At 62.6% G+C, this 22,132-nt stretch carries 23 protein-coding genes; 5 read left to right on the top strand and 18 right to left on the bottom strand.

Going from position 1 to position 22,132, the window contains the following annotated elements; genetic code table 11:
* A partial coding sequence (locus tag N5A93_RS02595) for an integrase core domain-containing protein (protein ID WP_268953481.1) occupies positions 1-273 on the top strand: 273 nt, incomplete at its 5' end.
* Between the two features lie 91 nt (positions 274-364).
* On the opposite strand, the gene N5A93_RS02590 is transcribed toward N5A93_RS02595, so the two are convergent.
* The 5 genes from N5A93_RS02590 to N5A93_RS02570 all read right to left on the bottom strand — a co-directional run bounded on the left by N5A93_RS02590 (position 365) and on the right by N5A93_RS02570 (position 4,540).
* Positions 365-889: a hypothetical protein gene (locus tag N5A93_RS02590; RefSeq protein WP_268953480.1), complete on the bottom strand. Its 525-nt coding sequence runs from the start codon at positions 887-889 to the stop codon at positions 365-367.
* Between the two features lie 208 nt (positions 890-1,097).
* Complete coding sequence (locus N5A93_RS02585) at positions 1,098-2,066, bottom strand: IS1595 family transposase (RefSeq protein WP_268953479.1); 969 nt, start codon at positions 2,064-2,066, stop codon at positions 1,098-1,100.
* A 127-nt stretch (positions 2,067-2,193) separates the two neighbouring features.
* Entirely contained in the window at positions 2,194-3,261 is a 1,068-nt protein-coding gene (locus N5A93_RS02580) for a methyltetrahydrofolate cobalamin methyltransferase (RefSeq protein ID WP_268953478.1), read from the bottom strand.
* 20 nt (positions 3,262-3,281) lie between these two features.
* A complete protein-coding gene (locus N5A93_RS02575; protein WP_268953509.1) occupies positions 3,282-4,217 on the bottom strand; it encodes a methylenetetrahydrofolate reductase in 936 nt (311 codons plus the stop codon).
* A 26-nt stretch (positions 4,218-4,243) separates the two neighbouring features.
* Entirely contained in the window at positions 4,244-4,540 is a 297-nt protein-coding gene (locus N5A93_RS02570) for a virulence factor (RefSeq protein ID WP_268953477.1), read from the bottom strand.
* A 233-nt stretch (positions 4,541-4,773) separates the two neighbouring features.
* Here N5A93_RS02570 and N5A93_RS02565 point away from each other — a divergent pair, with 233 nt between their 5' ends.
* The 3 genes from N5A93_RS02565 (at position 4,774) to N5A93_RS02555 (ending at position 7,938) form a co-directional block, all read left to right on the top strand.
* Positions 4,774-5,886: a Ppx/GppA phosphatase family protein gene (locus N5A93_RS02565; RefSeq protein ID WP_268953476.1), complete on the top strand. Its 1,113-nt coding sequence runs from the start codon at positions 4,774-4,776 to the stop codon at positions 5,884-5,886.
* 4 nt (positions 5,887-5,890) lie between these two features.
* The gene (locus tag N5A93_RS02560) at positions 5,891-6,607 is read left to right on the top strand and encodes an RlmE family RNA methyltransferase (protein ID WP_268953475.1); all 717 of its coding nucleotides are present in this window, start codon (positions 5,891-5,893) and stop codon (positions 6,605-6,607) included.
* 452 nt (positions 6,608-7,059) lie between these two features.
* Positions 7,060-7,938, top strand: coding sequence for an IS1595 family transposase (locus N5A93_RS02555; RefSeq protein ID WP_268953474.1), 879 nt, complete (start codon positions 7,060-7,062; stop codon positions 7,936-7,938).
* A gap of 117 nt (positions 7,939-8,055) precedes the next feature.
* Here the strand turns inward: N5A93_RS02555 and N5A93_RS02550 are convergent, their stop codons facing one another.
* From N5A93_RS02550 to N5A93_RS02540, 3 genes are all read right to left on the bottom strand, one after another.
* Positions 8,056-8,634 carry a hypothetical protein gene (locus N5A93_RS02550; RefSeq protein WP_268953473.1) on the bottom strand — a complete coding sequence of 193 codons (579 nt, stop codon included), beginning with the start codon at positions 8,632-8,634 and terminating at the stop codon, positions 8,056-8,058.
* Positions 8,635-8,778: 144 nt separating this feature from the next.
* Positions 8,779-10,032 (bottom strand): NAD(P)/FAD-dependent oxidoreductase, encoded by a 1,254-nt coding sequence (locus N5A93_RS02545; RefSeq protein WP_268953472.1) that lies wholly within the window; start codon positions 10,030-10,032, stop codon positions 8,779-8,781.
* Between the two features lie 119 nt (positions 10,033-10,151).
* Complete coding sequence (locus tag N5A93_RS02540; protein ID WP_268953471.1) at positions 10,152-11,375, bottom strand: acyl-CoA dehydrogenase; 1,224 nt, start codon at positions 11,373-11,375, stop codon at positions 10,152-10,154.
* A gap of 105 nt (positions 11,376-11,480) precedes the next feature.
* Here N5A93_RS02540 and N5A93_RS02535 point away from each other — a divergent pair, with 105 nt between their 5' ends.
* On the top strand, positions 11,481-12,431 hold the full coding sequence (locus N5A93_RS02535) for a LysR family transcriptional regulator (protein WP_268953470.1): 951 nt from the start codon (positions 11,481-11,483) through the stop codon (positions 12,429-12,431).
* 162 nt (positions 12,432-12,593) lie between these two features.
* Here the strand turns inward: N5A93_RS02535 and phoB are convergent, their stop codons facing one another.
* From phoB to N5A93_RS02485, 10 genes are all read right to left on the bottom strand, one after another.
* Positions 12,594-13,283 carry a phosphate regulon transcriptional regulator PhoB gene (gene phoB, locus N5A93_RS02530; RefSeq protein WP_268953469.1) on the bottom strand — a complete coding sequence of 230 codons (690 nt, stop codon included), beginning with the start codon at positions 13,281-13,283 and terminating at the stop codon, positions 12,594-12,596.
* Between the two features lie 19 nt (positions 13,284-13,302).
* On the bottom strand, positions 13,303-14,022 hold the full coding sequence (phoU, locus tag N5A93_RS02525; RefSeq protein WP_268953468.1) for a phosphate signaling complex protein PhoU: 720 nt from the start codon (positions 14,020-14,022) through the stop codon (positions 13,303-13,305).
* Between the two features lie 11 nt (positions 14,023-14,033).
* Positions 14,034-14,831 (bottom strand): phosphate ABC transporter ATP-binding protein PstB, encoded by a 798-nt coding sequence (gene pstB, locus N5A93_RS02520; protein ID WP_268953467.1) that lies wholly within the window; start codon positions 14,829-14,831, stop codon positions 14,034-14,036.
* 24 nt (positions 14,832-14,855) lie between these two features.
* The gene (gene pstA / locus N5A93_RS02515) at positions 14,856-16,145 is read right to left on the bottom strand and encodes a phosphate ABC transporter permease PstA (RefSeq protein ID WP_268953466.1); all 1,290 of its coding nucleotides are present in this window, start codon (positions 16,143-16,145) and stop codon (positions 14,856-14,858) included.
* A gap of 9 nt (positions 16,146-16,154) precedes the next feature.
* A complete protein-coding gene (gene pstC / locus N5A93_RS02510) occupies positions 16,155-17,531 on the bottom strand; it encodes a phosphate ABC transporter permease subunit PstC (RefSeq protein WP_268953465.1) in 1,377 nt (458 codons plus the stop codon).
* An 81-nt stretch (positions 17,532-17,612) separates the two neighbouring features.
* Complete coding sequence (locus tag N5A93_RS02505; RefSeq protein ID WP_268953464.1) at positions 17,613-18,650, bottom strand: substrate-binding domain-containing protein; 1,038 nt, start codon at positions 18,648-18,650, stop codon at positions 17,613-17,615.
* Positions 18,651-18,839: 189 nt separating this feature from the next.
* On the bottom strand, positions 18,840-19,889 hold the full coding sequence (locus N5A93_RS02500; RefSeq protein WP_268953463.1) for a sensor histidine kinase: 1,050 nt from the start codon (positions 19,887-19,889) through the stop codon (positions 18,840-18,842).
* Complete coding sequence (locus tag N5A93_RS02495) at positions 19,886-20,416, bottom strand: gamma carbonic anhydrase family protein (protein WP_268953462.1); 531 nt, start codon at positions 20,414-20,416, stop codon at positions 19,886-19,888. Before N5A93_RS02495 ends, N5A93_RS02500 begins: the two co-directional genes overlap by 4 nt.
* Positions 20,413-21,054 (bottom strand): guanylate kinase, encoded by a 642-nt coding sequence (gene gmk / locus N5A93_RS02490; RefSeq protein ID WP_268953461.1) that lies wholly within the window; start codon positions 21,052-21,054, stop codon positions 20,413-20,415. The genes N5A93_RS02495 and gmk overlap by 4 nt, the downstream gene beginning before the upstream one ends.
* 84 nt (positions 21,055-21,138) lie before the next feature.
* On the bottom strand, positions 21,139-22,035 hold the full coding sequence (locus tag N5A93_RS02485; protein WP_268953460.1) for a YicC/YloC family endoribonuclease: 897 nt from the start codon (positions 22,033-22,035) through the stop codon (positions 21,139-21,141).
* Positions 22,036-22,132: the final 97 nt, after the last annotated feature.

The raw sequence follows: 22,132 nt of genomic DNA, 5'->3' as shown, positions 1-22,132 counted from the left end.
GGCCCAGAATACGTCAGCGGCACCCTTATGGCATGGGCTGAAACGCGCAACATCCGGCTGGAATACATACAGCCGGGCAAGCCCCAGCAGAACGCCTATATCGAACGTTACAACCGCACCGTTCGCGGTGAATGGCTGGGGCAATACATCTTTGAAACCATCGAGGAGGCACAAGACCAGGCCACGAAATGGCTATGGACATACAACAACGAGCGCCCCAACATGGCCATCGGCGGCATGACACCCGCCATGAAGCTGAAAACAGCCGCCTGAATTCTACGGCTGAACCCCATCAAAAATGGGGGGATTACCACACCAGTTCACCCGCATCGCTAAACGCCCCGCTCAATGCGGGGCGTTCTTCTTAAAACGGTATGGGATCCTCCTCGTCAGATTCTCCAAGGTCGATATGAAATGATCTGGCTGTACCTTGGACGCCCTCTGGCGCTTGCGTGACGCTTTCAGGATCTTTGGTCGTGTAGACACCCTTTTTGCCCTCAACGCTCCAAATCATTTCCATGCGGTAAAGCTTATTCTGAACGAAGCGACGTTTCTGGGTGACTTTGAATTTCCGGTAAAGGCCAACAAGGATCTGATCCAGTGTTGCTTCTCCACCGTAGGCATTGATCACCGTAACAAGCTGATCCTCAAGTTCGTCCGCCTTGGCGATAGACAGCTCCTCCAGCAATTCTGGCGGCAGATCATGGACATTGCCCAAGTCGGGCGGGAGTGCGCTTGTCAGACCGTAGAGGCGAACAAGTTCATCCTTGGTCGCTTCGAGAAGATCAGCGTATCTTTCAAACTTATCACGCCATTGCGGCGCGGCGTCCTTCGACTGATCGCGAAAAAACGCAGATATCCTGTTGACGGACTCGACATGTTCCGGCATGGTGAACTCCATATGTAGCAGGGGTTATGGGCCTCATACCCTACCCCAGAGAGGGCCGCACAACATGGTGTGGCCCTTCTCATTTCATCAACCATACACAGTTTCAGGTGACGCGCAACCCTATCAGTTGCGTGATCTTCATTTTTGACGCTTCCGTCCAAGTTTATGCTTTGCTTTCCGCTTGCTACTCGCTCTGCTTCTGCGTTGCTCAGTGCTGTGCTTGGTTAGGCCCAGCATAAGTCAGGCGCTTGCCAGAGATGCAGCGGAGAAGCGTGGAGAATCGGGCCGCGTCGTCAATTCCATTGGCCGCACGATTGTTGTAGCGGAACTCAAACTCAGCCGCGTAACGGTGCAGGTGCTTCTTGGCGCAGTGCTGGTAAACACCCTTCATGCCGCGCTTGAAAATACTGAAATAGCCCTCAATCGTGTTGGTGTGAACATCACCGCGCACATACTCACCAGCGCCGTGGCGGGTGAAGCCATGAGCCGCGAAATCTGCGGACAGCTTGCGATACTGACCCGCTTCGTCGGTATAAACCACGGCTTCCTTGGCAATGTTCTCTTGCAGGATCGGCAGAAGCGTTGCGGTTTTCAGGTCGTCCACCACCATAGACTTGGCGCGGCCCGTGTTGCGGTCCACCAGCGTCAGCAGTTTGTGCTTGTGCGCGTGGCCTCGGCCCTTCTTGGTGTGCTTCGGCTTGATCGTGCGATCATTGCCGATGAACGTTTCGTCCACTTCCACAACGCCGCCACCTGCGCCGAAATCAACGGACGTATCGGAGCGCATGGCCTCACGAATACGATGCGTCATGAACCACGCGCTCTTGTGCGTGATTTCCAGAACGCGGTGCAGTTGATGGCTGCTGATGCCCTTCTTGCTGGACACCATCAGGTGAATGGCTTGAAGCCACTTGTGCATCTCAATGTGGCTATCCTCGAAAATGGTGCCCTTGCGCACCGTGAACTGCTTGCGGCACTCGCGGCACTTCCAGAGGCCGTGACGTTCCTTGCCTTCAGGGTTCTTCTTGCTCGGCTTCGTGCGGACGCCAGTGAGGGGATAGGCGCGATCCACCACGCCGCAATGCGGGCAAACCGGGCCATCGGTCCAGATGATGCTTTCGACGTGCGCAAACGCTGCGGCTTCGTCGTGCATATACGGTTTGCTCAGAACGGACATGACAGGCTCCTTAACTCTATGGACTAAAGATAGGAATCTGCCGTGGGTTTGTCAAGTATACAATCGCCAAAGAAAAACCCCGCGCCGGTGAGGGCGCGGGGCGTTGGAATGCTGTCGGTCGCAAAGATCACGCGCGGCGGCGGCGGCGGCCTCCGGAGCGGCCGCCACGGGCGCCGGCCTCTTCCTCGCCGGGTTTGAGCGGCGCCTTGTTGAACTTGATCCAGGCGCCGCCATGCGGGTCGTTGTCGGTCAGGAAGTTGGCGGCGCGGATGGCCTCCATTTCCTTGCCGGTGCGGGGCAGGGTGGAGCCGAGTCCGAAGAGCTGGCAGAAGGTCTCGTCATCCATGTCCTCGGGCAGCACGATGCCCGCGGCGGCGACTTCGGCCTTCTTGGCGTCGAGTTCGGATTGCTTCACCGGCAGCGCCACAGGGTTCATGATGGCGCTGGTCATGCCCGCGCCCATGGCCATCGGCAGGAAGGCGTTGTTGATGCCGTGGCGGTTGGGCAGGCCGAAGCTGATATTGGAGGCGCCACAGGTGGTGTTGACGCCCAGTTCCTCGCGCAGGCGGCGCACCAGGGTAAAGACCTGAAGCCCGGCGGTGCCCATCGCGCCGATCGGCATGACCAGCGGATCGACCACGATGTCATGGGCGGGGATACCGAAATCGGCGGCGCGCTCGACGATCTTCCTGGCGACGGCGAAGCGCACATCGGGGTCTTCGGAAATGCCGGTATCATCATTCGAGATGGCGACCACGGGGACGTTGTATTTCTTGACCAGCGGCAGCACCAGTTCGAGGCGGTCTTCCTCGCCGGTGACGGAGTTCAGCAGCGGGCGGCCTTCGCAGGCGGCCAGCCCGGCCTCGAGCGCGGCGGGCACCGAGCTGTCGATGCAGAGCGGCACATCCACAAGCCCCTGCACGAGTTCGATGATCTTGGTCATCAGGGGCGGTTCGGTCTCGTTCGGGTTGGGGTTGGAGTTGTAGACCACGCCCGCGTTGATATCGAGAACCGTCGCCCCCGCCGCGACCTGCGCCAGCGCGTCCTTTTCGACGGTCGAGAAATCGCCCGCTTCGAGTTCGGCAGCGAGTTTCTTGCGCCCGGTCGGGTTGATCCGTTCACCGATCACGCAGAAGGGCTGATCGAACCCGATGATGGCGGTCTTGGTTTTGCTTTCGACGACTGTGCGGGTCATTGTTGATTTGTGTCCTTCGCTCAGGATGCGTTTGCGGGGACGGCGGAAGATCCGCCGTTTTCGATGGCCCAGGTGGCGTTGGTCTTGATGCCGCCCAGCGGGAAGAAGTGGACCGCCTCGATATTGAAATCGGGGTTGGCGGCCTTGTGGGCGGCCAGTTCGGCCAGAACCTCGGTGGGTTCGTAGGGCAAGAGCAGCTTGGAGACATCCATAGCGCGTTTCTGAAGAACTTTCAAAGACGGTCCGACACCGCAGGCGATGGCGAACTTGATCAGCGTCTGCAGCTTGGCGGGACCGGCGATGCCGATATGGACGGGCAGGGTGATGCCCGCCGCGCGCAACCTGTCCGCCCAGGCGATGATCGGCTTGGCGTCAAAGGCGAACTGGGTGGCCAGGGCCATGTCGGCATCGGTGCGTTCCGAGAATTTCTGTTTCCATTGAAGGGCTTCCTCGACGAGTTTCATCCCGCCATCGGGGTCGATGTCGCGGTTGCCCTCCGGGTGGCCGGCCACATGCAGGCGGGTGAAGCCGGCGCGATCGAATTCGCCGGTTTCCAGCAGCTGCATGGAGCTGTCGAAATCGCCATGCGGCTTGGCCACGCCACCGGCCAGCAAGAGCGCCTGATCGACCCCGGCCTCGCCCTGATAACGGGCGATCCAGTCAGCCAGCATGGCCGTGTCGCGGATGATCCGGGCCGGGAAATGCGGCATCACAGGATAGCCTTCGCGCGCCAGGCGCGCGGCGGTGGCGACCATGTCCTCGATCGGGGTGCCCTCGATATGGGCGATGTAGACGCGCGTGCCTTCGGGCAGCAGATCGCGGAAGGATTCGACCTTTTCGGCGGTGCGCGGCATCACCTCGATCGAATAGCCCTTGAGAAAGGCCTCGACATGCGGATTGACGGGGGCAGGGCCTGTGGACCCGGCATCACGTTTCTTGAAGTTCAACAGAGCCATTGCGGCCTCCCATAGCGATCCGGGGGTCATGCCCAGCCATCATTGCCGATCAGGGTCTTGATGCGTTCCTGATCGTATTCGGTATCGAGCCGGGCCGCTTCGGCCTCGGCCACTTCGGAAGGATCACCATCCACCTGGTAGGGGGCGGCCTTGCGCCACTCGGCCAGGTAGTCATCGGTCTCGGCGGCGCCGCTTTTCATGGCGGCCCGGTCGATGGCCTGTTCGAAGCGTTCGGGAAGCTGCTTCTTTGCGCCCCGGCGGCCCTTGCCGACGATCACCTGTGCGGGGATGTCCCTCCAATAGACGATAGTGACGTCAACCATGACTGATTCCTCTTCCTCAGTGGCCCTTGTCTAAAGCAGGCGGGACGCGACGCTCAGTCGGTTTTCGACAGAACGGACGCGTCATGCGACCTTTCAAGGCTAGCGCGGCGCGGCGCGGGGGGCCACAGGGGCCAGCACGAAAAACCTTCATGAAGTTTATGCGGCACCGCAGAGCTTGCACCGGGGGGCGCGAGACACTAGTTTAAAGGCAACTCGAAATGGAGGGCGTGGTTATGGCGCCCAGGCGTCCCGAAAGTGCGGGCGCGATCCCGAAAACGGTTGAGAGCCCCGCACTGAGCTCACCCTGTCCGGACGGTCTTTATGCCGCCCTGGATCTGGGCACAAACAGTTGCCGCATGCTGATTGCCCGACCCGAGGGCAGCCAGTTCAAGGTGGTCGACAGCTTTTCCAAATCCGTCCAGCTTGGATCGGGTCTGGAGAAGTACGGCCGCCTGTCGCGTTCGGCGATCTACCGCACATTGCAGGCGCTGAGGGTCTGTCAGCAGAAGATCAGACGCCACAAGGTCGAACGGATGCGCCTTGTCGCCACCGAGGCCTGCCGGCGCGCGGCCAATGGCAAGTCGTTCCTGGCGCGGGTGCATAAGGAAACCGGGCTGCGCCTTGACATGATCGCGCCCCAGGAAGAGGCGCAACTGGCGGTCGTGTCCTGCGCGCCGCTGGTCAATCCGCAGACCGAGCAACTGTTGGTGGTGGATATCGGCGGGGGGTCGACGGAACTGGTCTGGATCGACCTGCGCGACGTTCCCCCGGCCGAGCGCGCCCGCGCGATCATGCGCATGCATGGCGGGTTCAAATGCCAGGAGGCCGGGCGGCCTTCGGCGCGGGTGGTGGACTGGATCAGCGTGCCGCTGGGGGTGGCGACGCTGCGCGACCAGTTCAACGATGTCGAGGATGACAGCGCGCGGTTCGCGCTGATGAGCTGGTTCTTCGAGGAGAACCTGGCCGAGTTCGCGCCCTACAAGAACGAGCAGCCGCGCGAGGGGTTCCAGATCATCGGCACCTCGGGGACGGTGACGACCGTCGCGGCGAGCCACCTGGGATTGAAGCGCTATGACCGCAACAAGGTGGACGGGCTGTGCATGACCAGCGACGAGATCGACCTGGTGATCCGCAAATACCTGGCGCTCGGGCCGCTGGGGCGGCGCAAGGATCCGCGCATCGGCCTGGACCGCCAGGCGCTGATCATGTCGGGCGCGGCGATCCTGCAGGCGCTGCTGCGCTGCTGGCCCACCGACCGTCTGTCGGTGGCGGATCGCGGGCTGCGCGAGGGTATGCTTTATGCGCTGATGTCGGCGGATGGCGTGTTGCAGGACGGGCAGGGGTAGATTGATGGCGAAGACACCGGATGGCAAGAACACATCGGGGCGCGGCCAGCGTGACCTGACCGTCAAGGTCAAGACCGCGCGCGGGCGCAAATCGTCATCGACGCGCTGGTTGCAGCGGCAATTGAACGATCCTTACGTCAAGCGCGCGCAGGCCGAGGGTTATCGCGGGCGCGCGGCGTTCAAGATCATGGAGATCGACGACAAGTTCCGTTTCCTCGTGCCCGGTGCACGGGTGGTCGATCTGGGCTGCGCGCCCGGCGGCTGGTGCCAGGTGGCGGTGCCGCGCGTGAACGCGCTTGGCGAGAAACAGGGCAAGGCGCAGGGCTATATCCTGGGCGTCGATTTGCAGGAGATCGAGCCGATTCCGGGTTGTGATCTCTATCAGCTCGATTTCATGGAGGACGGCGCCGACGCGCAGGTCAAGGAGTGGCTGGGCGGCAAGGCCGATGTGGTGATGAGCGACATGGCGGCGTCAAGCTCGGGGCACAAGCAGACCGATCACCTGCGCATCATCGCGCTGTGCGAGGCCGCCGCGTGGCTGGCATTCGACATTCTGGACGAAGGCGGCACGTTCGTCTCGAAGGTTCTTGCGGGCGGCGCCGAGGGCGAGCTCCAGAAACTGCTCAAGCAGCGTTTCACGAAGGTCGCCAATGTGAAGCCGCCGGCATCGCGCGCCGACAGTTCGGAGAAATTTGTCGTCGCGACCGGCTTCAAGGGCTGAGCGACACCAGAGGCCCGCGACGCTGTGGGCGTGTCAAAGGATCGCTCGGCTTTGGAAAGGAAAGCGTGCATTTCGGGGGCGCTGAGGGTGCGAGCGGACTGCATCCGCAAGGCGCGCACCCGGATCATGTTGTCCTGCCGGATATATTCGAACAGGCGCTCGTGCCGCTGTGCAGACGCGTCTGGCATGATCCGATCTCCCGCTGGCCGGAATGGCCCCAAGATGTCAGCCTGACGGGCAATTGCGGCATGAGCGGTGCGTGAAGCGTACGAAATCAAGGAGATTGCGTATGGTGGGGGTGTTTGGGGACTGGATCAGGAGTGGCCTGTAGTTGATTGATATCAAGTCTATATGATTCATTTCGCTTTTGGTTCGGCATGTATCAATATGGGGTGTATCCCCTTGACATACGGTAGTCTTGAACCTATGTATTAAGCATAGGAGTTAAGACCATGAAACAAGCCAACGTTCGCCAGTTCTTCCAGCAATTTCCGAATGATGACGCTTGCCTTGAGCATCTGTTCAACGTGCGTTTCGGTCAGGGCCATGTCTGCCCCAAGTGCGAACGGTCGGCCAAATGGTATCGCCTGCAATCCGAGCAAGCCTATTCGTGCCAGTGGTGCGGCCACCACATTCATCCGATGGTCGGCAGCATCTTTGAAAAGAGCCGCACACCACTTCAACTGTGGTTCTACGCGATCTTCCTGTTCACCACGTCCAAACACGGCGTCAGCGGCAAAGAGCTGCAGCGCCAGCTTGGCGTCACCTACAAGACCGCATGGCGCATGGCGCGACTTATCCGCGACCATATGGCCGCTGTGGACGGTGACACGCCCATTGGCGGCGAAGGTAAAGTTGTCGAGATTGACGAGACTTTCGTCGGCGGCGTCACCACCGGCAGAGACTGGCGCGAGCGTAAGACGGTCGTAATGGGCATGATCGAGCGCGGCGGCGACGCCATGCTCAAGATTGTTCCTGACCAGAGGCGCGGTTCGCTTCTGCCGGTTATCCGCGCCAACGTCGCACCGGGCACCGAGATACACACAGACGAGTTGCGCGCCTATAACAAGGCCATCCCGGTTGGCAGCTACAGCCACAAGACGGTGAACCACCAGAAGGGCGAATACGCCACGCCTTGCGGGACCAGCACCAACCAGATTGAGAGCTTCTTTAATCACCTCAAGAAGTCGATAGCGGGAACGCACACAAGCGTTTCGCAGAAGTATCTAGAGGCTTACGTGAAAGAGTTTGAGTATCGTTTCAATCGTCGGATGCGTCCCGAGACGATGCTTTCGGAGCTTCTTTCTCGCTTCCCCGAACTGGACGCTTGATCGCTTCATCAAGTTGGTCGAGGTCGCCATCTGGGTCGGCCTCGTGTTCTTTGATGAACTCTTCAATTTTACCCTTCTTGCGGGCTTGTTTTAGGTTAGGCACTAGCTTTCGCTCCGTCATGGGCGTTCAGAGAAAATTAGATCGACGGTTGTGTCCGCCAAGTCACCGTGCGCGACAATTATTGCTGATTTACATGTAAGATCTTTTACTTCAAGCCGCGTGTTCTGGTCACTACAAGATGGTCGAACATACGATGTGTGGGATGGCTTATCAAAGGTTACAAATATCTGGGTCGAATGGACATTCTCCACACCGTTGTTGTCGCGACCAACGAGCTTCATCGAAAACCATCGAAAAATGTTCTTATTGTTGGCTTCATGTGGCACCAGATCGCGTCTGTATTGAAGGGTCAGTGCGCTTTCTGTCAGCGGCGGATTTCTTCGTCGGTCGACCGTGCTGGCCATCCTGTGCGCTACGAATCCAATGCCAACACCAATCACGCATCCCATAATGTAAGGATACCACCAGGTGTTATTAACAATCTGCATAAACTCCTGGACGCCACTCATGGTAGCCTCTGGGTCGTCATAAAACCCACGCGATCTGGCAAGTTCCACAAAGAAATCACCTGCGACCGGCGTAACGACAATGCTGAACACCACGGCAAAGGTGTAATAGAGTATTTTGCGGAGCATGCACGTTTCATCTCACATCTCCCCGTATGGAGTCGAGCGCAAACGTATGCAGAGGGGATACACCCCATCAATATTAACATAATACTGATTATGCGCTTAACGGGTGCAGTCGTGCGACGGCGACGATCAAACCGAAAACGGCCCCTAGCGCGACATCAGGTGGACCATGCGCGCCCCTGTCTCGAAGACTGCGGTCTTGAGGCGCGTCAGGCGTTCGGAATGGGCATCGACCGGCGTGAGCGGCAGCGCGCTTTCGTCCCCGTTCAGCAAGGCGCGCGCGGCGGACTGGCCAAATGCGGTGCCCGGCGCGATGCCGCGACCCGAATAGCCGAAGATGGACAGGCCGTTGTCGCCGATGCGCAGCATGCGCGGCAGATGGTCGGAGGTCATCGAGATCCGGCCCGCCCAGGCATGGGTGATCGCCGCATCGGCCAGTTGCGGGTAAAGCTGCGCCAGCTTGCGGCGCGCCCAGCCGGCCTGAATGCCGACATCGTCGCCCATGCCGCCAAGGATCACACGCCCCGCCGCATCGCGCCTGAGCGCGGACATGATCATCGCCGTATCCCAGCAGCCCTCGCCACCCGGCAGGATATCGCGCGCGAGATTGTCGCCCAGCGGTTCGGTGGCGAGCTGAAAGAAATTGACCTGCGCAACCTTGGGGATCGCCATATCGCCGACGGGCCGGTGATAGGCGTTGGTCGCCACGAGGAGCGCCTTGCTGCGCAGCTTGCCGCCCGATGTGCGCACCACCCACTGGCCGCCATGCCGGAGCGCCGAAAGCGCCGGGCTGTGTTCGAATATCCGCGCCCCCTGCCCCTGTGCGGCGCGCGCGAGGCCACGCGCATAGGCCAGAGGCTGAATGGTTCCGGCGCGGGCATCGTGCAGGGCGCCGTGAAACGCGCTTGAGCCGGTGCGCGCGCGGGTCTCTTCGGCGTCGAGGAGCGTGACCGGCGCTGCGCGCCGGGCCTGCTGGGCGTGGCGTTTTTCAAGCTGCGCCGCGCCGCGCGGCGCATGGGCCAGGTGCAAGGTGCCGTTGCGCCGGGCGTTGCAGGCGATGCCGAAACGTTCGATCAGGCCGAAGACGCGGTCGGGCGCGGCGGCGAGCGCGCTGTTCAGGCGCTCGCCCGCCTCTGCGCCCAGTGTCTTGCAGACCGCATCGGGCGGCAGCCAGAGCCCGGCATTGACCAGCCCGACATTGCGCCCCGAACCGCCGTGACCGATGGTTTCGGCCTCGATCAGGACCACTGAGGCGCCCTGCCCCGCGGCCTCCAGAGCGGCGGCGCAGCCGGTGAAACCGCCGCCCAGGATCACCAGATCGACGCTGAATTCGCCTTGCAGCGTGGGGGCCGCGAAAGCCTCCTCGCTGCTGTCGGCCCAGAGGGAGCCGAGGTCGCTCATTTGGCGGGGCCGTCGGAACGGCTTGTGGTCAGAACGTGATTCATGCGGCTGTGCTTTCGTTGATGGCGCGCACGTTACCTATGGGCGCGCGGAAGGCAACCGCTACAATCGTCAGGGCATCAAAAGAACGCCTGAAGCCCGGTCTGCGCACGGCCCAGGATGAGCGCGTGAACGTCATGAGTGCCCTCGTACGTGTTCACGGTTTCAAGGTTCATCATATGGCGAATGACTTGAAATTCCTCGGAAATCCCGTTGCCGCCATGCATGTCGCGGGACATGCGCGCGATATCCAGGGCCTTGCCGCAATTGTTGCGCTTGATGAGGCTGATCATCTCGGGGGCGGCGCGGGCATCGTCCATCAGGCGGCCGACGCGCAGGGCCGCCTGAAGGCCCAGCGTGATCTCGGTCATCATGTCGGCCAGTTTCTTCTGGAAAAGCTGGGTCTGTGCCAGCGGGCGGCGGAATTGCTGGCGGTCCAGCCCATATTGGCGCGCCGCGTGCCAGCAGGCTTCGGCGGCGCCCATCACGCCCCAGGCGATGCCATAGCGCGCCCGGTTCAGGCATCCGAACGGCCCCTTCAGCCCCTCGACATGGGGCAACAGGGCGTCTTCGCCCACCTCGACGCCATCGAGTACGATTTCGCCCGTGATCGAGGCGCGAAGGCTTTGTTTTCCTTGGATTTTCGGGGCGCTGAGACCCTTGGCGCCCTTGTCCAGGATGAAGCCCTTGATCTTGCCGTCATGGGCGTCGGACTTGGCCCAGACGACGAAGACATCGGCGATGGGCGAGTTGGATATCCACATCTTCGAGCCGGTAATCCGATAGCCTCCGTCGATTTTCCTGGCGCGGGTCTTCATGCCGGCGGGGTCCGACCCGGCGTCGGGTTCGGTCAGGCCGAAACAGCCGATGAGGTCGCCTTTTGCCAATCCTGGCAAGTACTTACGGCGTTGCTCTTCGGTGCCGTAGGCGTAGATGGGATACATGACGAGGGAGGATTGTACGGACATCATCGAGCGGTAGCCGGAATCGACCCGTTCGATTTCGCGCGCGACAAGGCCGTAGCTGACGTAACCCGCTGACAATCCGCCATATTCTTCGGGGATCGTGGTGCCCAACAGGCCCATCGCGCCCATTTCGCGGAAGATCTCGGGGTCGGTTTCCTCGTTGGCATAGGCCTTGATCACACGCGGCTGAAGATGTTCCTGCGCGAAGGAGCGCGCACTTTGCGAAATCATGCGCTCTTCTTCAAGCAGTTGATCTTCAAGAAGAAATGCATCCTGCCAGTCGAAGTTTCCAAGGTTGGGACGGTCTTTTTCGCGGATTTCCGGGGCGTTGTCGGTCATGACTCTCTCTTCTTATGCGGTTTATGCAGGTTTCTTGCAGGGTATATTAACTTTGCGGTAAGAAATATCGAGAATTCTGCATTCATACATGAGGAAAGCGCATATATGGCTGCTGACAGAAAGCCACCCCCTGCCCGGCCCGTGACCGCGCCGCCGCCGCGCCGTTTCCTGCCGTCGACGGCCAGTCTGCGCGCGCTTGAAACGCTGGACCGGCTGGGCAGCGCCACGGCGGCCGCCAATGAGCTGAACCTGAGCCAGAGCGCGGTCAGCCGCCAGCTTCAGACGCTGGAGGCGCAGTTGGGCGTGGCGCTGATCCTGCGGCGGGGGCGGCGCATGGTGCTGACGCCCGAGGCCGCGGGCTATGCCGCCGAAATCCGCATGGCGCTTCAGAAGATCACCCAGGCGACGCTGAAACTGACGATCAACCCGGCGGGCGGGAGTCTGGATCTTGCGATCCTGCCGACCTTCGGGATGCGCTGGCTGGTGCCGCGCCTGCCCGATTTCGCGCGCCGTCACCCGGAGGTGACGATCAACCTGTCCACCCGCATAAAACCGTTCAACTTTGGCACAGAACCCTTTGATGCAGCTATACATTTCGGAAACCGTGACTGGCCGGGAACGGGCGCGGTCACGCTCAAGACCGAGGCGGTTGTCGCGGTCTGCGCGCCGGACCTGCTGAAGGGGCGCGCAGCGCGCGCGGCGCGCGATCTGCTGGAGCTGCCGCTACTGCATATCGAAACCCGGCCCGATGCCTGGCGCGCCTGGTTCGCGGCGCATGGCATTACCGCCGAGATCGTCACCGGCACGATCTATGACCAGTTTTCCACAATTACCCAGGCGGCGCTGCACGGGCTGGGCGTGGCCTTGCTGCCGGATTACCTGGCGGAGCAGGATCTGGCGACGGGGCGGCTGGTGATGGCGTGGGGCGGGCCGACGCGGATGCCGGGCGCCTATCAGCTGGTCTGGCCGCTGGAAAAGGCGCATGATCCGGCGCTGATGACGTTTCGCGACTGGCTGGCGACACAGGCCGAGGACGAAGACCCCCTGCCCCGTTGATCCATGACATTCGCGCATGAGGCGGTCATGCGGGGATCGCATGAGCGCGCGCGGGCGCGGGATGGTACGAAACGTCCGTTTTGTACGCGGCTTTTGTACCGAAACAGGGGCACGCGACGCGGGTTTGGTACAAAACGCCTGAAACGAGCCGAAAACGCGGCGTCAGCCCAAGGCGTAGCCCGCGCCGCGCACGGTGCGCAGCGGATCGCCGCCGCCATGCTGGCAGAGCGCCTTGCGCAGCCGCCCGATATGCACATCGACCGTGCGGGTATCGACATAGATGTCGCGCCCCCAGACCCGGTCGAGCAATTGTTCGCGCGACCAGACCCGGCCCGGTTTCTCCATGAAGGTCGAAAGCAGCCGGAATTCCGTCGGCCCGAGCTTGAGCGGTTTGTCGTCGCGGGTCACGCGGTGGGTTTCGGAATCGAGGACGATGTCCTCGTATTCCAGCCGCTGGCCCAACGCGGCGGGCCGGGTGCGGCGCAAAAGCGCGCGCACGCGGGCCATCAGTTCGATCACCGAATAGGGCTTGATCACGTAATCGTCGGCGCCGGTTTCCAGCCCGCGCACGCGGTCGACCTCTTCGGAGCGGGCCGAGAGCATCAGGATCGGCACGCCGCGCGTATCGGGGCGCGTCTTGAGTTGGCGGCAGACCTCGATGCCCGAGACATTGGGCAGCATCCAGTCAAGCACGATTAGGTCCGGCGCTTCCTCGTCGACCAGCAACAGCGCCTCTTCGCCGTTTTCGGCGGTGGTGACGCGGAAGCCGTCGGCCTCGAGGTTGTAGCTGAGAACCTCGCGTTGAGCGGGTTCGTCTTCGACCAGAAGAACGGTGGGTTGATCGGTCGACATGAGGGGCTCGCCTTTTCGTTCAGGAATCGGGTGCGACGCTGGGGTCGGTCGAGGTGCGGTCCTGCTTGGGGCGCGGATCATCGGGCATATCGCCGGTGACAAGATAGATCACCTGCTCGGCGATGGATGTCACGTGGTCGCCCATGCGCTCGGTGTTCTTGGCGATGAAATGCAGGTGCATGCAGGGCGTGATGTTGCGCGGGTCTTCCATCATGAAGGTCAGGAATTCGCGGAACAGCGCGTTATACATCTGATCGACATCGTGGTCGCGCAGGACCACATCATGCGCAAGATCGGCATCGCGCTGGATATAGGCATCGAGCGCGGAGCGCAGCATCCGTTCCACCTCGCGCGCCATACGGCGCAGGGCGGCGGAGGAGCCGTTGATCGGCGCCATCTGCGCGAGGACGGTGGTGCGCTTTGCCATGTTCTTGGCATAGTCGCCGATCCGTTCGAGATTGCCGGCGATCTTGATCACTGTGAGGATCACCCGAAGGTCGATGGCGGTGGGCGCGCGCAGGGCGATGACGCGGGCGGATTCCTCGTTGATCTGATCCTCGAGCGCGTCGATGGCCTGATCGCCGGCGCGGACCTGTTCGGCCAGTTCCTCGTCGCGGGTTTCCATCGAGGTGGCGGCATCGAGGATCGCTTTCTCGACCAGCCCGCCCATCTTCATGATCAGGGCCTGGATGGTTTCGAGATCGCGATCGAAAGCCGAGGCGATATGGGTGTCGGACATTTGGAAGCTCCTTAGCCGATACGGCCGGTGATGTAGCTTTCGGTGCGCTCATCCTCGGGGTTGGTGAAGATGTGCCCGGTCTCGCCGAATTCGACGAGTTCGCCGAGATGGAAGAATGCGGTTTTCTGGCTGACGCGCGCGGCCTGCTGCATCGAGTGGGTGACGATGACCACCGAGAATCTGGCGCGCAACTCGTCGATCAGTTCCTCGACCTGGGCCGTGGCGATCGGGTCGAGCGCCGAGCAGGGTTCGTCCATCAGCAGGACTTCGGGTTTGGTGGCGACGGCGCGGGCGATGCAAAGGCGCTGCTGCTGTCCGCCCGAAAGGCCGGTGCCGGGGGAGTCGAGCCTGTCCTTGACCTCGTCCCAAAGTGCGGCGCGGCGCAACGCGGTCTCGACGGTTTCGTCAAGTTCGGCCCGCGAGCGCGTCATGCCGTGAATCTTGGGGCCGTAGGCGACGTTGTCGTAGATCGATTTCGGAAACGGATTGGGTTTCTGGAACACCATGCCGACTTTGGCGCGCAGCTGCACCGGATCGATGTGACGATCATAGATGTCCTCGCCATCGAGCAGGATGTCGCCTTCGACCCGGCAGATATCGATGGTGTCATTCATCCGGTTGAGGCAGCGCAGGAAGGTGGATTTGCCACAGCCCGAGGGGCCGATGAAGGCAGTCACGGTCTTGTCTTCGATCTCGACACTCACGTCCTTGATGGCGTGGGTGTCGCCATACCATACCTGCACGTTGCGGGCGGAGAACTTGGTTTTGGCTTCTGTCACGTCTCTCTCCAGGGTTGGCGCATCATACATTGTCTCATGTCTCCTCGCGTTGGTTTACCACTTACGCTCGAACTTGTTGCGCAGGTAAATGGCGATGGCATTCATTGTGATCAGGAAGCCCAGGAGAACGAGAATTGCGGCCGATGTCCGGGACACGAAGCCACGTTCCGGGCTGTCCGCCCAGATGAAAATCTGGGTCGGCAGGGCGGTTGCACTGTCGAACGGTGTGGACGGTGCGGAGGTGATGAAGGCGTTCATCCCGATCAGCAGCAGGGGGGCGGTTTCGCCCAGGGCCTGGGCCAGGCCGATGATCGTGCCGGTCAGGATGCCGGGCATGGCGAGCGGCAGGACATGGCCGAAGACCACCTGCTGTTTGGAGGCCCCGACCCCGAGAGCCGCCTCGCGGATGGAGGGGGGAACGGCCTTGAGCGCGGCGCGCGTGGCGATGATGATCGTGGGCAGGGTCATCAGGGCCAGTGTCATCCCGCCCACGAAGGGCGCCGAGCGCGGCATGCCGAACCAGCCCAGGAACACGGCCAGAGCCAGCAGGCCGAACACCACCGAGGGGACCGCGGCAAGGTTGTTGATGTTGATCTCGATGAGATCGGACAGCTTGTTGCGCGGCGCGAATTCCTCAAGGTAGATCGCCGCGCCGATGCCGATGGGAAAGGACAGAACAAAGCAGGTCAGAAGCGCGTAGAACGAGCCGATGATCGCTCCCTTGAGCCCCGCCAGCTCCGGAAAGCGGGAATCGGCATTGGTGAAGAGCCCGATATTGAACGGTTTGGTCACCATGCCGCGATCCTTCAGAAGATCGAAATTCGCGATCTCGTCGTCCTTGAGGCGGCGGTTTTCTTCGGGGGTGTCGCGGTTGATCAGCCCCTTGTTGAGCTGGTCATAAGGGTCCGAGACGGGCACGTCGAAAGTGACGGTCTGGCCGATCAGGCCGGGATCCGCGACCACCGCGTCGCGGATGCTGAACTGTGCGCCATTGGACAGGACCGTGGTCAGCTTGCGCAGCGCGGCGCGGTCATCCGCGACCTCGGGGAACTGGGTGTGCATGGTGGCCGTCAGGATGTCACGATACCCGCCGCGTTCGGGGTTGTCGGCGTCGACTTCTTCGGGATCGACGAACACCTCGAGGGCGATATGGGTCTGCGTGAAGGCCTGGTAGCCGGTGGACATGAGCGACCCGATCAGCAGAAGCAGCATCGCGAAGGCGATCGCGATCGCGCTCAGGCCAAGCAGCTTCAGCCGCAGCTGGCTTCGCTTGCGCTTCTTGAGCTGGGACGCAAAAGCGGGGCTGGTCCAGTCGAACCCGTCGGAGGCGGTTTGTTCGGTCATTGCGCGATCCTAGTCGTAGATTTCGCGGTACTTGCGCACGATACGCAAGGCGAAGATGTTGATGATCAGCGTCATCAGGAAAAGCACCATGCCAAGCGCGAAGGCGGCCAGGGTCTTGGGGCTGTCGAAGGCGGTGTCACCGATCAGAAGGGTGACGATCTGAACGGTCACGGTGGTCACGCTGTCCAGCGGGTTGATCGTCATCTTGGCGATCAGACCGGCGGCCATGACCACGATCATGGTTTCGCCGATGGCGCGGCTGACGGCCAGAAGGATGCCGCCGACGATGCCGGGAATGGCCGCGGGGAAAAGCACCTTGGAGATGGTTTCGGCCTGGGTGGCACCGACTGCCAGCGAGCCGTCGCGCAGACTGCGCGGCACCGCGCCGAGGGCGTCATCGGCGAAGGACGAGATGAAGGGGACCAGCATGATCCCCATCACGCTGCCCGCCGCCAGTGCGGTGTTGGGCGCGATCGGCAGGCCCAGATCGGTGCCGAAGGACCGGATCGCGGGGGCGATGACCAGGATGGCGAAGAAGCCATAGACCACTGTCGGCACCCCGGCGAGAATTTCCAGCACCGGCTTGACGACCGAGCGCACGCGCGACGAGGCGAATTCATGCAGGTAGATCGCTGACAGGAGGCCGATGGGCGTGGCGATGAACATGGCCACGAAGGCGATCACCAGCGTGCCGAGGAACACCGGCAACATGCCGAAGGCCCCCTCGGCGGCGATCTGGTCCTCGCGCAGCGGGATCTGGGGCTCCCATGAGGTGCCGAGGACGAAATCCCAGAAAGGCACCATCTGGAAAAAGCGGTAGGTCTCGAAGACCAGCGATGCGACGATGCCGATGGTGACGAAGATCGCCACGGTGGCGCAGGCGACCATCAGGCCGTGCACGATCCTTTCGAACCCGTGGCGGGCGCGGAACTCGGCGGAAACGGTGCGGCGCGACAGATAGATCAGACCAATCACCATCACGCTCGTAACCGCGACGAGAAGCCAGGAGGATGTCGCGCGCAGGCTGACCAGGTGGTCGGCGGCGGCCAGTTTCCAATCTTCGGGCGTGCCGAACACGCGCCCGCCCGCGATCGAGCGGATCTCGGACATGAGCAGTTGCACCTCGCCCACGCCCAGACCGTCCAGCGTGCCCGAAGGCAGGCTTGCCTTGACCAGTGCTTCGATGATCGTGCCCTGGAAGAGCAGCCAGAGAATGATCAGCAAGAAGGTGGGGACCAGTGTCACCAGCGCCGAGAAGCCGCCGTGAAACCCGTCAAGGGAGTGCAGGTTTGCGCCCCCCGCACGGATCGCGCGCGCGGCGCGCAGGTTCAGGATGTATCCGGTCACCACCGCAACCAGCAGGATCAGGAAGGCGAAAAGCGTCATGGGAAAAGCCTGTCGGTTCTGGTGGATGGCGCCCCCGCCGTCATGACGGGGGCGCCGTGTTTCTGAGACATCAGCAGAGGCTTACTGCTTGGGCTCCATCTGGGCACCGTTGAGAACGGCGTCCTGCGTCTCGGCGCGGATCTCGTCGGGCAGCGTGACCATGCCACGCTCTTCAAGATAGCCACCGGGCGCCATCGCGTCTTCGGACATGTACTCCGCGATGAACTCCTGGAAGTTCGGGATCACGCCGCGATGTGCGTTCTTAGTGTAGAAGAACAGCGGACGCGAGATCGGGTAGGAGAAGTCACCGATCGTTTCGGCCGAGGGTGCGACGCCGGCGATGTCCACGCCCTTGAGAACGTCGAGGTTCTCATAAAGGAAGGAGTAGCCGAAGATGCCCAGTGCGTTCGGGTCCGATTCAAGACGCTGAACGATCAGGTTGTCGTTCTCGCCCGCTTCGACGAAGGGTCCGTCGGTGCGCATGCGCGAACAGTTTTCCTTGACCCAGGCCTTGTCGAAATCGCCGTTCGAGACATAGTCGGTCTCTTTGCAGCCTTCGCGCATGGCAAGTTCCACGAACGCGTCGCGGGTGCCCGATGTCGGCGGCGGTCCAAGCACGACGATATCGGTGTCGGGCAGGCTGCTGTCGATCTCCGACCACTTGCCGTAGGGGTTCTCGACCCACTCGCCATCCACCGGAACCTCGGCACCCAGCGCAAGGTACACCTGCTCCAGCGTCAGGTCCCAGGCGAAATCGTTGTCACGCGACACGGCCATCGACAGGCCGTCATAACCGATCATCGCCTCGGTGACGTCGGTCACGCCGTTCTCGACGCATTTGTCCCATTCCGAGGCCTTCATGGCCCGCGACGCGCCGGTCAGGTCGGGGTAACCTTCGCCGATGCCTTCGCAGAAGATCTGCATGCCACCGCCGGTGCCGGTGCTTTCGACGATGGGCGACGGGGCGCCGGTGTTGTTCGAGAACTGTTCGGCCACCGCTTGCGTGTAGGGGAACACGGTGGAGGAACCGACGATGCTGATTTGATCGCGGGCGGCGGCGGTCGTCGCCGAGACGGCGGCGATGGCCAGCGTCGATGCGGTGATCTTGAGTTTGGACATGAATAGCTCCTGAGTTGGTTTTGGTCGGGTCCCCCCGGGGGCAACCCTCAAGGGCGTGCTAGAGACTGGCGACGACGCTTTTGTTACGGTTTTGTAACAGTTTTATGACAGCGCCGAAATCAATGATGCCAACCCGCGATTCAGAGCCGGATTCCGGGCGTCAGGGCAGAAAATGCCGCGCGGCGCGCCTCAGCCCTGCCGCCCTGCCGGCAGAATCACCTGAAACTGTGCCCCCTGCCCCGGCTGCGATTCGATCCGCAGCCGCCCGCGGTGGCGGTTCACGATATGCTTGACGATCGCCAGCCCCAGCCCGGTGCCGCCCATCTCGCGCGAGCGGTGGGTATCGACGCGGTAGAAGCGCTCGGTCAGGCGCGGGATATGCAGCGGATCAAAGCCCGGCCCCTCGTCACGCACCGTCAGGATCGCGGCGGGGCCGCGCAGTTCGCTGGCATGGCCCGTGGTCTCGAGCGTGACATGAACCACCTTGCCCTGCGCGCCGTATTTGATGGCGTTCTCGATCAGGTTGGTGGCGACCTGCGTCAGAAGGTCGAAATCGCCCGGGACGATGACCGGGGTTCCGGGCTCTTGCAGGTCGATGCTCACGCCGCCGGATTCGGCCGTGGCGCGCAGGCTGTGCAGCACCGAGCCGATGCATTTCCCCAGATCCACACGGTCCATGGGGCGCACGCGTTCCTCGGCCTCGACGCGGCTCAGCGACAGCAGATCGCGCACCAGCCGTTCCATCCGTTTGGCCTCGGATTGCATGAAGGTCAGGAATCGCTCGGTCGCCGCCGCATCGCCCTTTGCGGGGCCTTGCAGGGTTTCGATGAAACCCATGAGCGCGGTCAGGGGTGTGCGCAGCTCGTGGCTGACATTGGCGACGAAATCGCGGCGCATCTGCCCGGCCTGCTCAAGATGGGTCACATCCTCGAAACACAGGAGCGCCCCGGCCCCGAGATCGGTTTCCACCTTCGAGACGGTGACGACGAAGCTCGTGTCCTGGCTGCCCTCGCTGCCAAGGTAGCGCGTGGTGCGCCGGGTGCCGTCGCGCAGCGTGCCCTCAATCGCGTCCAGCATGGCGGGCTGGCGCAGGGCGGTGATGAAATGACGCCCGACGATCTGCGGCCCCAGCAGCGCCAGCGCCAGTTCGTTGGCGCCAAGAATGCGCTCGTCATGCGCGATCAGAAGCGAAGGCAGCGGAATCGCCCGCAGGAGCGACGAAATCCCGGCTTCCGTCATTGCCCCGTCTGCACCACGAGGCCGGCGCGAAAGCGGCGCATGTTCTGCTGGTAATGCAGCGCCGAGCGGCGCAGCCCCTCGATCGCGGCCGCGTCCAGCTGGCGGATCACCTTGCCCGGCGCGCCCACCACCAATGAGCCGTCGGGGATCTCCTTGCCTTCGGTCACCAGCGCCCCGGCGCCGATCAGGCAGTTCCTGCCGATCACCGCGCCATTGAGCACGGTCGCGCCCATGCCGATCAGGCTGTTCTCGCCGATGGTGCAGCCATGCAGCATCGCCTTGTGGCCGATGGTGCAGCCCGCCCCGATGCTGAGCGGGTAGCCGGGATCGGTATGCATGACGGTGTTCTCCTGCACATTGCTGCCCGCGCCGATCACGATCGGCTCGTTGTCGCCGCGCAGGGTGCAGCCGAACCAGATCGAGCCGCCCGCCTCCAGTGTGACATTGCCGATCACATTGGCGTCGGGCGCGATCCAGCTGTCCTCGGCGATGGTCGGCGCGATGCCGTCAAGTGCGTAGATGGTCATGACATCTCCTCGAATTCCTGGTGCAGGGTCTTCACATGCCCGTTCAATCCGGGCTGCTGGATGCGCTTGAGGCGCGCGGCCTCGACGATGGTCTTGAGCCGCTTTTCCGTGGCGTCCAGATCGTCATTGACCAGCACGTAATCATATTCGGCCCAATGGCTGATCTCGTCCCAGCTCTTGCGCATCCGCTTGGCGATCACCTCGGCGCTGTCCTGCGCGCGCTCCTCGAGCCGGCGGTGCAATTCGCGGATCGACGGGGGCAGCAGGAAGATCGACAGCGTATGCGGCCCCAGCGCCGAATTCTGGATCTGCTGCGCGCCCTGCCAGTCGATGTCGAACAGCACGTCGCGCCCGGCCTCTATCGCCGCCTGCACCGGCCCCTTCGGCGAGCCGTAGAAATTGCCGAACACATGCGCATGTTCCAGCATCCCGCCATCCGCCACTTCGTTCTGAAAGGCGCTTTCGCCAAGGAAATGATAATCCTCACCGTCGACCTCGCCCGCGCGCGGCGTGCGGGTGGTGGCCGAGACCGAGAACGATATGCTCGGGTCCCAGTCGCGCAGCCGCCCCGACAGGGTGGATTTGCCCGCCCCCGAGGGCGAGCTCAGAATGATCAGAAGCCCGCGCCGTTCGCTCATCTTTCGCTCCCGCGTTTCATCGTTCTGCAAATACTCCCGGGGGTCCGGGGGTGGAACCCCCGGCGGCCCGCAACAGGCGTGCGGTCATTCGACATTCTGCACCTGTTCGCGCATCTGGTCGATCACCGCCTTCAGATCGAGCCCGATTGCCGTGAGGTCGCCATATTGCGCCTTGGAACAAAGCGTGTTGGCCTCGCGATTGAATTCCTGTGTCAGGAAATCGAGCTTGCGCCCGATCGCCGCGCCCTGCGCCAGCAGCATGCGCGCGGCGGCGACATGGGCGTGCAGGCGGTCGATTTCCTCGGTCACGTCGGATTTCACGGCGATCAGCGCCAGTTCCTGCGCGATCCGCGCGGGGTCGCCGGATTCGGTGTTGTCCGTCACGCGGGCGAGCTGTTTTTGCAGCGTGGCGGCCATGTCGGCGCTGCGCGCCCCGGCGGCCTTGGCGGCATCGTTTGTCAGCTGTTCGATGCGGTCGATCTGCGCATTGAGCACCGCGCAAAGGGCGGCGCCTTCGCTGGCGCGCATGTCCAGGAATGCCGCGAGCAAGGGTTCGAAATCGGCAAGGATCGCGGCGCAGAGCGGCGCGGTATCGGTCTCAAAGGCGGCGGTTTCCAGCACGCCGCGCATCGCCAGAAGATCGGCCGGGCGCGATGGCGCGAGGGTCACGCCGCTCTCGAGCGCGCGGGCCTCGACCTTGGCCAGGGCGGCGAGGATATCGTCAAGCTGCGCGCCATTGAGCGCCAGCCGCCCGCCCTGTTCGCCGGATTGGACCCGAAGATTGAGGTTCACATTGCCGCGCGCCAGCGCCCCGGAAAGGCGTGCGCGCAGCGCCGGTTCCAGCCCTTCGATCCAGTCCGGCAGGCGCAGCCGCAGATCCAGCCCCTTGCCGTTGACGCTGCGCAGCTCCCATGTCCATTCATGGGCGCCATGCGCCCCCTTGGCCGCGGCGAAAGCCGTCATCGAATTCAGCACGTTCATCCTCCGGACGCTTGCGCCCTTGTCCTAGCCAGTCCGGCGCGGGCTGGCAAGCGCCGCACGGGACCTTAACCATTTGTGCGGATTTTTAGACAAAACC

Origin of the sequence: Roseovarius salincola (assembly GCF_026891095.1) — a bacterium.
In the GTDB taxonomy this organism is placed as follows: domain Bacteria; phylum Pseudomonadota; class Alphaproteobacteria; order Rhodobacterales; family Rhodobacteraceae; genus Roseovarius; species Roseovarius salincola.
The sequence above is the reverse complement of the archived record's forward strand: the minus strand, read 5'-3'. Positions and strand labels throughout refer to the sequence as shown.